The organism is Nocardia sp. NPDC050799 (genome assembly GCF_040654015.1).
Lineage (GTDB): Bacteria > Actinomycetota > Actinomycetes > Mycobacteriales > Mycobacteriaceae > Nocardia.
Window position 1 is genome coordinate 1 of sequence record NZ_JBFAHF010000048.1, and the last position, 13989, is coordinate 13989.

The following is a 13989-nucleotide window of genomic DNA, read 5'->3' on the forward strand; positions in this document are numbered from 1 at the left end:
GCACTCGTCACCGGCCTCACCACCGGTCTCGCCGAGTTCGTTGATGCCGACGGAGCTCTCGAGGAGCGCCTGGATCGTGAAATCGACAGCCTGCTGGATCCTGAAAACCCGCGGCACAGTTCGGTCTTCGTCGTCGAACGCGACGGCATAGCGCACGCGTTCTATGTCACCCAGCTCGACGGTGCCCTCTTTGTCTACGACACCAACGTCCCGCGTATCGCCGACCCCGGTCTGGGCGGCAAACCCCTCGCCCGCATGCGCGACCGGGACACCTGGCAACAATTCTTCCGGCAGTCGTTCCCCCGGATGGACCGAGCCTTCTCCGCCAATTTCGAAAGCACTGCGGGCCGTCTGGTTGCGCTTCCCCACGCCGAACACGCCGAGCTCGGCGGCACGGCGGCACCGGTCCGCGGAAGACCGGACACCACCACCGGCGATCGCGACAACACCGAGGCCCCGGCTCCCACCCCGTGGCAGCAACGCACCGGTGGATCGCCCGCACCCGGCGGCGCCGTCGAATACACCGCTGCTCCCACTCCGTGGCAGCAACGCACCGGTGGATCGCGCAGCGAAACAACACCCGGGGCGGCACAATCGCCCATCCATCCGGCCGAAAACGGCGCCATCGGCAGCCGACCGGGGCGGTCCCCGCAGGATCCGGAAGATGGGCACGGAAACCATCCGGACCGCGCATTCCTCGAGAAACTCCGCGACTGGCGACTCTGGCACCGCGACCGCACACAGCGGACACCGACATCCGAAACCCCGGACCAGCAGAGCGATTCGATCCTGCAACTGCTGCGCAGCAATCTGGATTTCCGCTGGCGCTTTTTCGGCGGCCAGGTCTCGTCCTTCGGGGACGCCGTCATGGAATCGGCTCTGGCGCTCTGGTCGGTCGGCATGTTCGGGGCGGGACCGGCCGGGGCCATCGTCGCGGCTTCTCAGGTCCCCCATATCGGCGCTGCGCTCGTCAGCGGATATGGCGCCGATGCCGATAGGCTGATGAAATTTGCCAAAACCGGCCAGCTGGTCGGTGGCGCCGGGGCAGCCGCTACCGCAGCGGCGATCCTTACCGACGCTCCTCATCTGCCGTACTTCGTCGCCGCGGCGATGTTCGTGGAGGCGATCGCCTACGAACTACGGTCGGTCACCGCCGGGAAGATCAACGAGCTCCTGGTCGGCCGAGAACGCGCGAAATCTTACCAACGGGCCAACACGATGATCGGCCCCACTATCGCGATGAGCGGCACCGCCCTGGGCCCACTCATGCTCGGGTGGTCACCGGCAGCGGTGTTCGGGCTGAATGCCGCGACATTCGGGATCAACTGGTGGACGTTCCACCGGCTCCCCGATATGGCCACCGCGCCGCGCAGAGTTCGCCCGGGCGTTGCCGAAGATCCGGACCGGCGGTTCGTGAGAGTCGTGTTCGAGAGAGTCGTACAGTTCCGGGAAGGTCTCCGGCGATTCCGGGACAGCTACGCCGAGGCGCGCCGGTTCATCAAGCGAAATCCAGTGCTGAACAAACTGGATCGTGGAAACAACGTGATGAACCTGTACCTGGGCTTCCAGGGTCTGTATTTCGCCTCGCTTCTGAACGACCACGACCTGACCAGCACCGAGCAGTCGATCGCCAGCCTGGGAATCCCGGTGGGTACGGTCCTCGGTGGAGTCGCCGGCAAGCTTGCCGACTGGAACAGACTACGCCGGTCCGGCGGAGCCGACGGCGAGCTGCGACGTCGTACGGCCACCAGCGCGACGGCGGCGGAAACCTCACGAACTGTCGGCCTGACCGCAGCGACCGCGCTCGCTGCCACCGAAGCTGCATTCGCCGACCCTGCCATCGCCGCACTGGGTTTGGCTGCCTTCTACACCTCCTCGAGTCTCACCAATACAGTCAGGGGAACGTACGTCCAGCAGGTGATTCCACCGTCCTTCAAAGGCCGTCACCTCGGGCTGTTCCGGGCCACCAGCCGCGCCACCTACATGCTCGGCGGAGCGGTTGCCGGACTGCTGATCCCGGTGGATCCCACCATGGCGGCCTGGACCGCTGCCGCGACCATAGGAACAGCCGCCGGAGCCACCGCCGGCCTGCAACTGGTGCGCGGCAGGGCAGCCGCCCCGGTCGTGGAACCGATCCGCCGATGGGTACGACAGGTCACCGGCATACGTGATCGATACGGAGTCACGACGACGACACCGGGAGAGCTGGCCGATGCCTATCGAGTGCTCGCCTCGACAGCGCCCGACGACCCGATCGCCACCGCGCTCACCACCGCCGGCCCGGCCGCCGTGCGGGCCCACCTGCGGCAGTTGTCACCGATGCAGCAAACTGCGATGGCCACGCTGATCGCTCAGCACGGCAGGCTCGATGACGCCATCCCGGCCCTGGCCGCCGACTCCCCCACGCTGGCCGCCACGGCGGCCCGCACCGCGACCACCGGCGCTCTACACCGGCTCGCGCACATGGTGGCCCGTGCCGACAATCTGCCGGACGCAGACGGCTACCTCACCGACACGGAGTGGGCGATACTGCACGGCACGGCGCTCGGCCGTAACCTCGAAGAGATTGCCGCACAGCTGAGTATCGAAATCGACGGCGCTCTGGAGATCCTCGGCAAGCTGACCGCCGAGCTCGGTGCCATCGATGCCCTCACCCTGGTCGTCGAGGCGACTCGGCGGGGTTATCTCGATATCACCGACCTCACGCCCGCGACTGTGTCCGGTACGCCCGACTTGTCCGGCACTGCGCTCGGGTTACTCCGGTCGATGTCGGAAGGATTGTCCGGCCCCGTCCTTGCTACCACGTATGGTCTCACCACCGCGCAACTCCGCAGTCAGCTCGACGGCCTCGGTGAACAGCTCGGAACCACCTCCCCCGCTGCGGCGGTCGCCGTTGGACTGGGCACCGGCATTCTCGCGCTTCCTACCCGGCCCGCCAACGAACCCGCTCCTCCCGCGAAGTCGCACAGCACTGCCGGTCGACACGATTCCGCAGCAGCGGTCGACAACGAGATACATGCGGCCCTGGTATCCACCCTCGATTCCAACGGTTCCGCCACTGCGGCGGAATGCGGGCGCAGCGCGCTGGACTTCGCCCGCAGATACTTCGCCGGGCCGTATTTCGACCGCGAGCATCCCGGCAGGGATATCAACACCGCTACCAGGGACGAGCTCGACAGTTACACCTTCATCGAAACCCCCGATGACGACGCCGCTCTCATCATGCAGTACACCGGATTCCACCCCAAGGAATTCGCCCAGTACGCACACGGCGCCTACATCGAATACCGAAATACGGATAACTCCACCCCGGACGGAGCCGGCCCCCGGGCCCCCACCCTCGACGAGCTGGCGTCGAACCTCGTAAGCGAGGACTCTCCCACCGCGCTCGCTATTCTGAGTATCACCTATCCCCACCTGGACCACGAGACCGGCGACCGCGAATCCACCATCGACGGGCATCTCGTCACCTTGGCCCGGGACGACAACGGCCGGCTGTGGCTGCATGAACTCCGCCGCAATCCCGACCACACCCTGGCCCGCGATCCCGCCGGGGACGCCATCGAAGTCGACTACCACGGCGAGCGGGCACACCAACGGCTGGCACAGCTCAGACAGGAGGGCACCCGGTTCCACGCCATCTCGTACCGAATAGACGACGACAACAACGAATACCTGGTCCAGCCCGAACACCCCGTCGACCCCGGCACCTGGACCAGCGAGACCTGGCAGCAGACACCACACCCCACCACCCGCCTCGGACGCGAGCGCCCCGACGCCCTCGTGCCGCATATCGAAGCCGACGAAACAATCGGCAGCGCACCGAGTCTGGACCTCACGGGCACGCCCGGTGACCCACAAACGGCCACTCGGCTGCGCCGAACGGCGCGTGGCGCCATGCCGCCCAGCACCGCCGCGCTCGACACGGATCCCCGCAGGGCTGCCCGAGACAGCGGCATCGCCCGAGTGCCCGGCGGTATAACCCCCTGGACGTTCACCCGATTCAACCCCGACGACCAATCCGCGGAGCTTCCGCGCTCCGATGTCGGCCGCAACACCGGCACCGGCGCCGATGAGGTCGCCACTCGGGGCGAGGCACCGGGCCGTGGCGACCCCCCACCCGACGTGACGGAGAGTCGGGACGACCACCTTCCCGTCACCCGATTCCGGCAGGCCCTGATGGCGGCGGTGCCGGCCGGTCGCGACGACTGGGCCGCGGCGCTGCATCAGGCGACTCGGGAACAATTCGAGGCCGGACTGGCCGGATTGACCTCATCGCAGCGGAGACTTCTGGAAATGCAGTTCCGCGACGGCGAAACCGTGGAGGACGTCGCCCGGCAACTGCACCGCACCACAGCACAGGTCCGAAAAGCCACGGCAACCGGCGTCCGGGGGCTGGTCCGCACCCTCCCGGCGGGCGCGACCAGCGGCTCACGCGGCCCCGGCGACTACATTGTCGACCCGGGTGATTCGATCCCCGGCTTGCCGGCAGTGGGCGGCACCCGTTATCTCGGCGGGACAACCGGCACCGATTTGCCGGATCCGGTCGCCCGCGCACTGGCCGATCTCGCGGCACGTAATCAGTCGAAGTCGTTGTCGGCCAACAATAACGACAACATCGTCATCAGCGATGGGCACGGCGGCCATTACATGGTGCGGTTCCGGAAACCCGACGGCGACAACCTGGATACCAAGCTCTTCGACGAGCCCCGGCTGCTGAGCGAACTCGCGACACGCGGTATCGAGCATGTTTCCCGCGTATTCGCCGTGATACCCGATTTCGGTATGCCGGACGGATCGGTCGTCGAAGTACAGATCCACGACTTCATTTTGGACGCGACCACTTTGGCCGGCTCGCCACAAAATGAGATCGAGGTGGCTCAGACGCTGCAACAGCTGCACGCCCGCACGACAGGCCGGCGAAGGAAACCGCGTTCCATGTTTCTCGAACAGTTCATCGCCGAGGAGCGACGCAAGTTTGCCGACGAGGCACCGCGCTCGAGCCCGGTATTCCGCCGTCTCGGCATTCCGGCCGACCTCTTTTCGCCCATACTGGAGCAGATCTACAAGAACTGGTCTATACGCCACCCCATCCAATACTGCATTCTGCACGGTGACGCGAACGATGGGAATCTGCTGATTCGCGATGACGGCTCGATTATTCTGCGCGACTTGGAAATGGCCAGGTTCGGGGACCCGATTTGGGATTTCGCGTGGCGGACCTTCTTGATATCCGATCCCGATGTCCGCTCCGCTGCCCGTGCGCGATTCGAGACAGTCCTGTCCCGAGACCGGAGCTATCGTCCGGCAGTCTTCGACACCTACCTGCTGTTCATGACAATCGACCGGGTCTTCCATGACACAGTTCGACTGTCCCGGCGAGCGGCGAACGGCACGCTCGAGCCGTCGGACCTGCAATTCATCCGGGCCGATTTCCTCGATGCGTTGCGCACCACACACGAGGCGCTGGGTGTGCGGGCGAGCAATCCTATATCCGCCGAGGAGATCTTCCGGGCACTGGGTATATGGGGTAGCGCACCGCAAGCCGGGGACGGCGCGTCCGACGCCAAATACCAGCAGAGAGCGTCCTTTGTGGCGAGACCCCATTTCCCGCACCACCCGTCCCGGTATGCAGTCCGCGCCCCCGACCTACCGGCAACCACCGCACGCGAACTGAACATCTGGGCAGACAACCTCGATATCGACCGTGCGCGGCGCGCGATGATCGACCTCAGAGCGCAAGCCGTCGCGCAACTCGAGGCAATCCGCCGCGGCGAACAACCGGATACGAGGCTGGTTACCGGACCGGCACGCGCCCTCAACGCACTGCTCGGCTCCCTCGGTAACCGCCTGCCGGACTTCCGCTACCTCGCCGATCCCGACTACGTACATCTGCTCGACGACTCGTTGCTGACCGAGACCGCGACCGATGTCACCTCCTGGGCTCCCCTCGCACAGGACATGCGGGCGGTGGCCAAGGTTGTGGTCGATGCCGTCGGAACCATTGTCAGCGGCCGACCGAGGGCCAACCAGCTCTATCCGCTGCTCCGCGATTACGCGGCGACAGCTCGCGCTTTGGAACAGCTGTCGGCATCCCTCCGGCATGCCGAGACAGCCGGCAGCCCGGTATCTCTCGATCCGGTGCGCAGCCGGCTCATCGCTGTGGCCCAGCTCCTCGTCCTGGACGACCGGCTGTCGACCGGATACACAGCCGGTTGGCACGCTATTGCCGACGAGCTGTTGCACATTCGCTCCGGCCAACAGCTCGACCCACAGCTGGTGGCCGTCCGCCGGCGATTGCCGGCACGGGCCGAGGCATTCGCTCGCGCCCGGACTGTGCGCGACAGCGAGGATCTCGTCCCTGCCGGTGTGGCCTTGGCAGCCGATCTGCTGAGCATCGCTGCCCACGAACTCACCCAAACCACCGACTTCGAATCGGGCCTGGCACATCTGCGCGAAGTCGGCGAGATACTCGAAAGTATCGGCCGGCAGACTGGCGATTCCGCGCAGCTGCAGAGAACGGTGACCGCAATCCGCGACCTGAGTGCGCGGCTGAGCGGAGCACTCCGGCTCGAAGAACATGCGCACGTCACGGATAAAAGATTCTACGAGATCGCCGAGTCGGAACTGCTGGGTGACAACTTGATTCGGCGGACGTTGCAGGATCTCGCACCGGGAGCGGTCGGGGAAGACCCCCTGGCCGATGGCTTCTTTACAGTCGCCAGTCGGGTTCGTGCCATTGTCGGCGACCACGGGATCGCGAATCAGATTGTGATCCGGGCCCGAGAGCGGTTCGGTGCCGCAACAGATTTCGATACGCTCGCAGGGGCAGCGCAGGAGCTCGCTGTCGACCATTTGCGCTTCGCCCGCCACCGGCAGGCCGTGCTGTACGCCGTCCTGGGGTCCGGTGATCGCGACGTCGGCGATCCGCTGGTGCGGGCCGTGTATGCAGCGACCCGAGAGCAATGGGAATCCTGCTGCGCCACACTCGAGACCGAGGAGATCGAGCAATTCCGCAGAATCTACTGGGACGGCCTGCCCGGCGACAATGCGATCGCGCGCCGCGCGGCCGAACGACTGGCCGGCAAGCTCGCCGACGAGATGGACACGACGGCCGCGAATCCCGCACCGGCAGCCGGGTCCGGTACCCGAACTCCGGGGTTGCTGCCGCCGCATGAGTACCGCTACCTCGGTGGCACAACCGGCGTGGAGATGCCGGACACTGTCGCGATTGACTTGATCGCAGAGGCACTAACCAATGCCGCTTCCGCCCTCACGGGCAACTATCACCTCAATATTCCGGTCGGCGACCCGGCGACCGGCAGGTTCATGGTCCGCATCGATATCGAGGACAGTGACGGCCTCGATATCAAGACACACGTCGAGCATGACGTGCTCCGGAACATAGCCGAGCACACTGATATCGAAACCCACCGCGTTTTCGCATTACGGACGATCGTTCTGCCCGACGGTCGCAGAGCGCAGGCGCAGATCCTGGGATATATCGAGGGAGCCAGCGCCCGGGATGCGTTGGATGTATCACCGGAACAATTGGCCGAAGCAGTGGCACGAATGCACCGGCAACTGGAAAGTATTCCAGCGGAAGAAGTCGATCCTGGAGATTTCCTCCGCAAAAAGGTAGATGAGCTGAGATCCGTATACGACGCGCACCGCGCAGAATTCGGAGAGTACTTCACGGCATTCGGCATATCCGATGCGACATTCGACAGTCTCATGTGGCTCGCGACACTGGCCGACCCGGGACGTTCGCAATGGATACATGGCGATCTGCATACAGGGAATATTTTGGTCAAAGATGACAAATCCATCATCCCGATCGACTTCGAGCTCGCTACGGTCGGCCCGCGCGAGTACGATAACACCCGTTTCCAGCTATTACTGGGAAATGACGCCGTAGCCGATAAAGAATTCACCTCGTTGTTCTATGTGCAGCGCCTGATATACGACACCATCCGGCTGGCCCGCGCGGCCGCGACGGGAACGCTTACCCCCGAGCAGATCGCATTTATGCGGCAGGAATTTCGTGTTGCGTACACCGCGGTTCGGTTTCGGCAGTTCCAGAGCATTCGCGGGCCTGATCCCTTCCACCGCCTCACACGCGTGTTCGGGATGGACACCCCACCCGCGGCAGTGATCACCACACCGGCGGTCGCACCGGCCGGATTCGCCGGCCGCGGCCCGCGCGTCACCCCGTACTACTCGGCGGAAGCGGCCGCGCCCGACCTGATCGCCGATATGGTGGCCGCTGCCGATCCGGAGATCACCGCTGAACCCGGCGCGCCGACCGCCGAACTGTGCGGAGCATCGTTAGAGGCGCTGCAAAAGCGCATCCGGCAGTGCAGCGACAGCGGCGCCCGGGCGTGGCTCACCGCTGTATGCGCCGAACTCGACGCCCATCTCACCGAGATCCGGGCGGGCCGGCAACCGTCCGCCGATGTCATGCAGACCGCGGCCAGAGTGCTCAATGTGCTGCTCGAGGATCTGCGAGCCCGGGTCGGCGCCGGTATCACCGCCGAACCGGCCGGCGACTACGCCACCGTGTTCGATATCGCACGAACGACCGTGGCACGAGTGCCCACGCTGCGCGTCATGGCCGCGGCAGCGAACACCCTCCTGGACTTTCTCGGGGCGGTGTGCGACGACGAAACCGTGCTCGCACCCGCGGCGCTTACGGCCGAATTTCAGAACGCGCTCGTCGCGCGGGCCGAGCGAGCGCTGCGCTGGGTGCCCTGGGGGCGCGAAGATGATCTCGATCCGGGCGCGGCGCCGATACCAGCCCACGCCGCGCCGGCCCGGCAGCTCCTCGGGATATTGACCTCGAGCCCGCCGCGCATTACCGGTTCCGAGCGCGATCGGCAGTTGCTCCGGTATGCCGCTCGCGGCGCCGATCCGACGGTCGTCGACCTGTTCGACACGATGGAACCGCTTGCGGCCGCCTTCGCCGATGCTCGAATATCCGATACCGGCGATGCGGAATTCGCCGCTGCTGCCGCGCCGTATCTGTCCGCGGTATTCGATGCGGCGGCCTATCACCTCACTCGCTCGCACGATTTCGATACCGGGGTGGAGCTGCTCCGGGTTGCGGGCGAGATCACGAGCACGGTCGCGGACCGGCTGCCGGACATAACGAGTGCTGCGCGCGCCGCCACCGAAGTACTCCGGCTGCACTACAACCTCGCCGAGAACAAACCGGGACAACCCGGGTACCTGCGCCTGCCGCTGCGGCGACAGATTCTCGATATTCTTCCGTCGCACAGCCTGCCCCGGCTGGCGGGCGACACGGTGGCCGACCTCATCCGGCTACATACCCCCGGCGCGGCGCAGACGAGAGCCCGGCATCGAGTGGTCCCGCCGATGTGGCGCCGATTCCCGATCCGGACCGGTATCGAAGTATCGTTGGAAGAGCCGGCTTTCGACGTCGGCCCGACGGATCGGTTGGCTGCCCCACAAACTGCCACCGCAACAGCGAATGCGAACAGCTTCGAAGATGATGAGGATGGCTATATCGTCAATCCCGAACCTGTTGCAGAGGCGTTCCGTCGTCTGCCCTATCGCGCGCACATATTCGACCGCGCCATACGGATCGATTCTTTCCCCGATCTGGCCCGGGCCGCCGCCGGGTACCTCACCGATCTCCGCACCACGGTCACGCACGCCTTCACCGTCGGTGATATCAACGCCGGAACCCTTCATCTGAAATCCGCGGTGTCAGTTCTCACCTCGGTCGGCAGGTCCGCTGATCACCTGGTCCGAATCGAGCTGCAACAGCTGTGTTCGGCCCTGGACACGGCACGCGATGTGGACACCGCCCGGCGCATCGCCAAGAAATTGACCGCCCCGACGCATCTGCACCGCGACTTCGACCGAACCATCACTGCCCTGCGGACCATCGGCGCCGTCACCAGTGTGGTCCGAACCCTCTGGGCACTCGGCAACGAAGAAGGCTTCATCCCACGCCGCTACCTCACCGACTCCACCGCCCTCGGCAATGCGATCGGAACCGAGATCCGCCGGGTACCGCTTGCTCCGCTGGCTACGATCAAGCAGACGTTGCGCAACGATGGGGACACGGCCGTGATCGTCGTCCACAACGCTGCGACCGAAACAGAACACGCATGGTTGTTCCGGAATATCGACGGCGAGCTCTTCGCCATCGACGACCTGATCGCCGACGAGCCGGGCCTACCCCGCATACGTCGGATGGGCGAGTGGAGAACTCCATACAGCGACGACTCCCGACCCGGATTGACCTACTCCGCCACCTATTTCGCCAGCGTAAGGAACGAGTTCCGCCCGGTGCCCGAGAAGGCCGCCCAGTCGGGAAAGACCTGAGTTCGTCGCGACTGCCGGCACCTCTCCCCACGACAACATCGGCGCGCGGCCGCGGTCCGAGCCACCGGCCTCCCGGTTGAATGATCGCGAGGTCCACCGCGGCCACGAACAAGTCCCATCACCTCCCATCGTTTCCGGTCCACAGGGTGACCGCGGCTGCCGCGGGGCAAACGTTCGCCAGTGGTTGCCGCCCTGTCACGGCGGGCGCTGGAGCGGCGCAGACCTGATCAGCTGTTCCAGTTTCTCTCGGGCGAGTCGCGCGGTAGCGTTCGCGTGGTGTCGAAGGTCAAGGTTCTGCTGTGGCTGGGACATGTCGCATTGCCGGCGCTCGGATTGTGGCTGCTGGTAGCCCGCCCCGAACTCGACGTGGACTACGAACACCACGGGACCCACTTCTGGTTGGTGCTCACCACCGCCGCCATCGCGATGGCCCTGGGCATGATACTGTTCCGGGCCGCCCGGATGCGCCGGGACGCCAGACTGATTCTGGTATCGCTGGTATTCCAGTTCAGCGCGGGTTTCCTCGGACTGCACGCGTTGGCGACGCCGGGCGTGATCCTGCATACGCCCAACGCCGGCTTCGTCTATTCGGTACCTGTCGGGCTGGGACTCGGCAGTGTCGCCGCCCTCGTCTCGGCGGTGGAATTCGGGCCCGTCGCGGCCGCCCGGTTGCACCGGTTCGCGTGGCTGTTGTCCGCGCTCCCGACGCTGTTGCTCATAGCATGGGCAGTGGTATCGATGGCACAGTTACCGCCCCTGCATCACGCACCCGATCCGGCGGAGGCCAAGGGACCGCTGGTCGGTGTGGCCTTCATCGGATCAGCGTGCTACCTCGCCGCGGCGTTTCGCTATGGTCACCGGTACGTGCGACGACGGGGCGTGGTGCTGCTCAGTGTGCTCACCGCCTTCGTACTGCTGGCCGAGGCGCTTTTCGCCGTGGGTTTCAGTCGCAGCTGGCATACCTCGTGGTGGGAATGGCATGTGCTGATGCTGGCAGCCTTCGTCCTCATCTCCGGTAGCGCGCACCTGCAATTCCGGCGAGAGGGTTCGGCTCTCGGGCTCTTCGACAGCATCACCCTGCACCAGACCTTGGCCGGGCTGGAGCGCGACTACACGCACGCCCTGAACGAGATGGTCGATGCGCTGCGTGCGCGCGCCGAAGGCGGCGTCGCCCCGGCCGAGCCGCTGGGAGCAGTCGGTGCCCGGCTATCCAAACGTTTCGGGCTCACCGAACGTCAGGTCGCGGTGCTGCAACAGGGCGCCTACGCGCTGGGTAGTGAGCGGGAGCACGTCCGTCGGCTGGGTCTGCTGGCGGCGATCGGTGAGCGGTCGAACGTGATCCGCGGCGAACAGGAACTCCTCGATGAGGCGCTGCGCCTGGTGTCGGAGGCGTTCGAGCGGGATCGATTCCGGCTGGGGCTCGTTCGAGGCCGCGAACTGGCCTTTTCCGATGGCGGATCCGCCGATCCACGGTCGGTGGCGTTCCCCCTGGTCGTCAAGGGAAGTCGTGCCGGAATACTTGAGGCGCAGCGTGCGGGGGGCCGCTTCAGCGATACCGAGTTCGCGCTGCTGCGGTCGTTCGCCGACCGGACGTCGGTCATGCTGGAGAATGCCCGCCTGTATCGGCAGATCGACGGCCTGTTCCGGTCCTATATGTCGCCCACAGTAGCGACCGCACTGATCGCCGACCCGTCCCAGGCCGGGCTGGGCGGCCGGATCGCCGAGGTCAGTGTGCTGATGGCCGACTTGTCAGGATTCACGCCGTTCTCCGAGTCCTCGCCCCCGGAAGCGGTGGTGCACATGCTGAACACGTATTACGGCGTGATCGTGCCGACGATCCTGGATTACGGTGGGACGGTCGTCCAGTTCGTCGGCGACGCGGTGATGGCCCTGTTCAACGCGCCGGCACATCAGCCGGATCATGCGCTGCGGGCGGCCGGCGCAGGGCTCGCACTCCAGCGAGCGGTCGCCGAAACGGCGATTCGACATCCCGGCTGGCCGCGATTCCGGGTCGGGGTCAATACCGGTCCAGCGCTGGTCGGCAATATAGGTGCGCCGCAGATGCGTAATTACACCGCGATCGGCGATACGACGAATCTCGCGGCCCGGCTGGAGAGTCTGGCGGAGCCCGGGACCGTGGTCATCGGCTCGCTGACCTACACACACCTCGGCTCGCGCGCGCGGGTACGCAGCCGTGGCACAGTCACTGTCCGAGGCCGGAGCGAACCGGTGACCTGCTATGTGCTGGATGGATTACAGTGACGACCGATTTCGAGATACTCCGTGGCTTGCACGAGCCGGAACAGCGCGAGATTCTCGCCTCGTGCACACCGCGCCGGTACAAACGGCGAGAAGTTCTCTGCCACGAAGGCGATCCCGGTGACTGTCTGCACTTGATCAAATCCGGCCGGCTCATCGTCCGGGTAGCCACCCCGCTCGGGGATACCGCGACGCTGACCATGCTCGGCCCCGGCCACTCGTTCGGCGAACTGGCGGTGCTCGACAGCCACTCTCGCCGGACCGCGACCGTCGAAGCGGTGGAGAGTGCCGAGACGTTGACGTTCGGTCGCGCACAGCTGACGGCACTGCGTCAGAGATACCCGGAGATCGACCGGGTCCTGATCGACACATTGGCCGCCCAGGTGCGGCGGCTTTCCGCGCAGGTGCTGGAGGCGTTGTATCTACCGGTCGAAACCCGGGTCGTGCGACGTCTGATCGACCTCGCCGCCATCTACGGCGGATCGAGCTCCACTGCCGAGATCCGGCTCAATCAGGAAGATTTGGCGTCCATGGCCGGAACCACCCGGGCGACGACGAACAAGGTGCTGCGCGACCTGCAACAACGCAATATCCTGGCTTTGACCCGTGGCCGGATCACCGTGGTCGACCGGGTGGCGCTGGTTCGTTTCGCCCGCTGAAGCCTATTTCGCGAGTGCCTTGGCGCCGGAGGGCGCGACTGCGAACCAGGTGCCGCCGACGCCCTGACCCCGCAGATCTCCTGGCCGGTGGTCCTTCGAGAAGTGGTACACCGGCCAGCCGCCGATGGTGATCTGGCACGAACCGTCGGCGCGCTCGACGAATCCGACCCGCCCCGGGTCGATACCCACGATGTAGAGCCCCTGCCCCCGGCTCACCAGCAGCGGCGGCCAGGTGACGGCACAGTCACCGTTGCAGTTCGACTGTGACGGTTCTGCGGTGTCCTTGTCGAACCGGTAGAGCGAGCGACCGTCACCATCGGTGACGCGCAGCCCGACCGCCGCGTCGGCGACCGCGGTGAGCTCGACAGCATTCGCACCGTGCGGCGCCCGCCCGTCGTAGATGTTCAGCCATCCCTGCGTTCGCACGGGTCCCTGCGCCGACGTCGCCGGACCAGCCGGCGCCGGATCCGCCGTCGCAGCCGGGGGCGCGGACAAACCCACAACCGCGGCAGCGGCGAACGCGACAGCGGTCGTATTGATCAGGGTGGTGAATCTCGACATGGAATCCTCCGAATGGCCTTCGTTGTTTCAGTGAGCACAATTCTTCGGCTCCGGACCCGAACGGTCTGTCTCCGCACCGACATCCACTGTGTGTCCGAGCCGACACAAGGACTTCGCCGGAGCCGCCCGGAATCCGGCGCACCGGATGAACCGGACG

General features: G+C 65.7%; 5 protein-coding genes. 3 read left to right on the forward strand and 2 right to left on the reverse strand.

The annotated features are described in order from the left end of the window. The coding region (locus AB0H42_RS32065; RefSeq protein WP_357062808.1) for a hypothetical protein at positions 1-279 on the reverse strand (279 nt) is incomplete at its 3' end. Here AB0H42_RS32065 and AB0H42_RS32070 point away from each other — a divergent pair. From AB0H42_RS32070 to AB0H42_RS32080, 3 genes are all read left to right on the forward strand, one after another. Continuing rightward, positions 256-10353, forward strand: coding sequence for a phosphotransferase (locus AB0H42_RS32070; RefSeq protein ID WP_357062809.1), 10098 nt, complete (start codon positions 256-258; stop codon positions 10351-10353). The genes AB0H42_RS32065 and AB0H42_RS32070 overlap by 24 nt on opposite strands. Positions 10354-10629: 276 nt before the next feature. Continuing rightward, positions 10630-12615 (forward strand): adenylate/guanylate cyclase domain-containing protein, encoded by a 1986-nt coding sequence (locus AB0H42_RS32075; RefSeq protein WP_357062811.1) that lies wholly within the window; start codon positions 10630-10632, stop codon positions 12613-12615. Further along, on the forward strand, positions 12612-13271 hold the full coding sequence (locus AB0H42_RS32080; RefSeq protein WP_357062813.1) for a Crp/Fnr family transcriptional regulator: 660 nt from the start codon (positions 12612-12614) through the stop codon (positions 13269-13271). Before AB0H42_RS32075 ends, AB0H42_RS32080 begins: the two co-directional genes overlap by 4 nt. Positions 13272-13274: 3 nt before the next feature. Here AB0H42_RS32080 and AB0H42_RS32085 read toward each other — a convergent pair whose 3' ends face one another. Further along, positions 13275-13832, reverse strand: coding sequence for a hypothetical protein (locus AB0H42_RS32085; RefSeq protein ID WP_357062815.1), 558 nt, complete (start codon positions 13830-13832; stop codon positions 13275-13277). Between the last annotated feature and the right edge of the window lie 157 nt (positions 13833-13989).

Coding starts and splice junctions, on each gene's coding strand:
- AB0H42_RS32070 (WP_357062809.1), top strand. CDS start 256: ATGCGCGACCGGGACACCTGGCAACAATTCTTCCGGCAGTCGTTCCCC.
- AB0H42_RS32085 (WP_357062815.1), bottom strand. CDS start 13,832: ATGTCGAGATTCACCACCCTGATCAATACGACCGCTGTCGCGTTCGCC.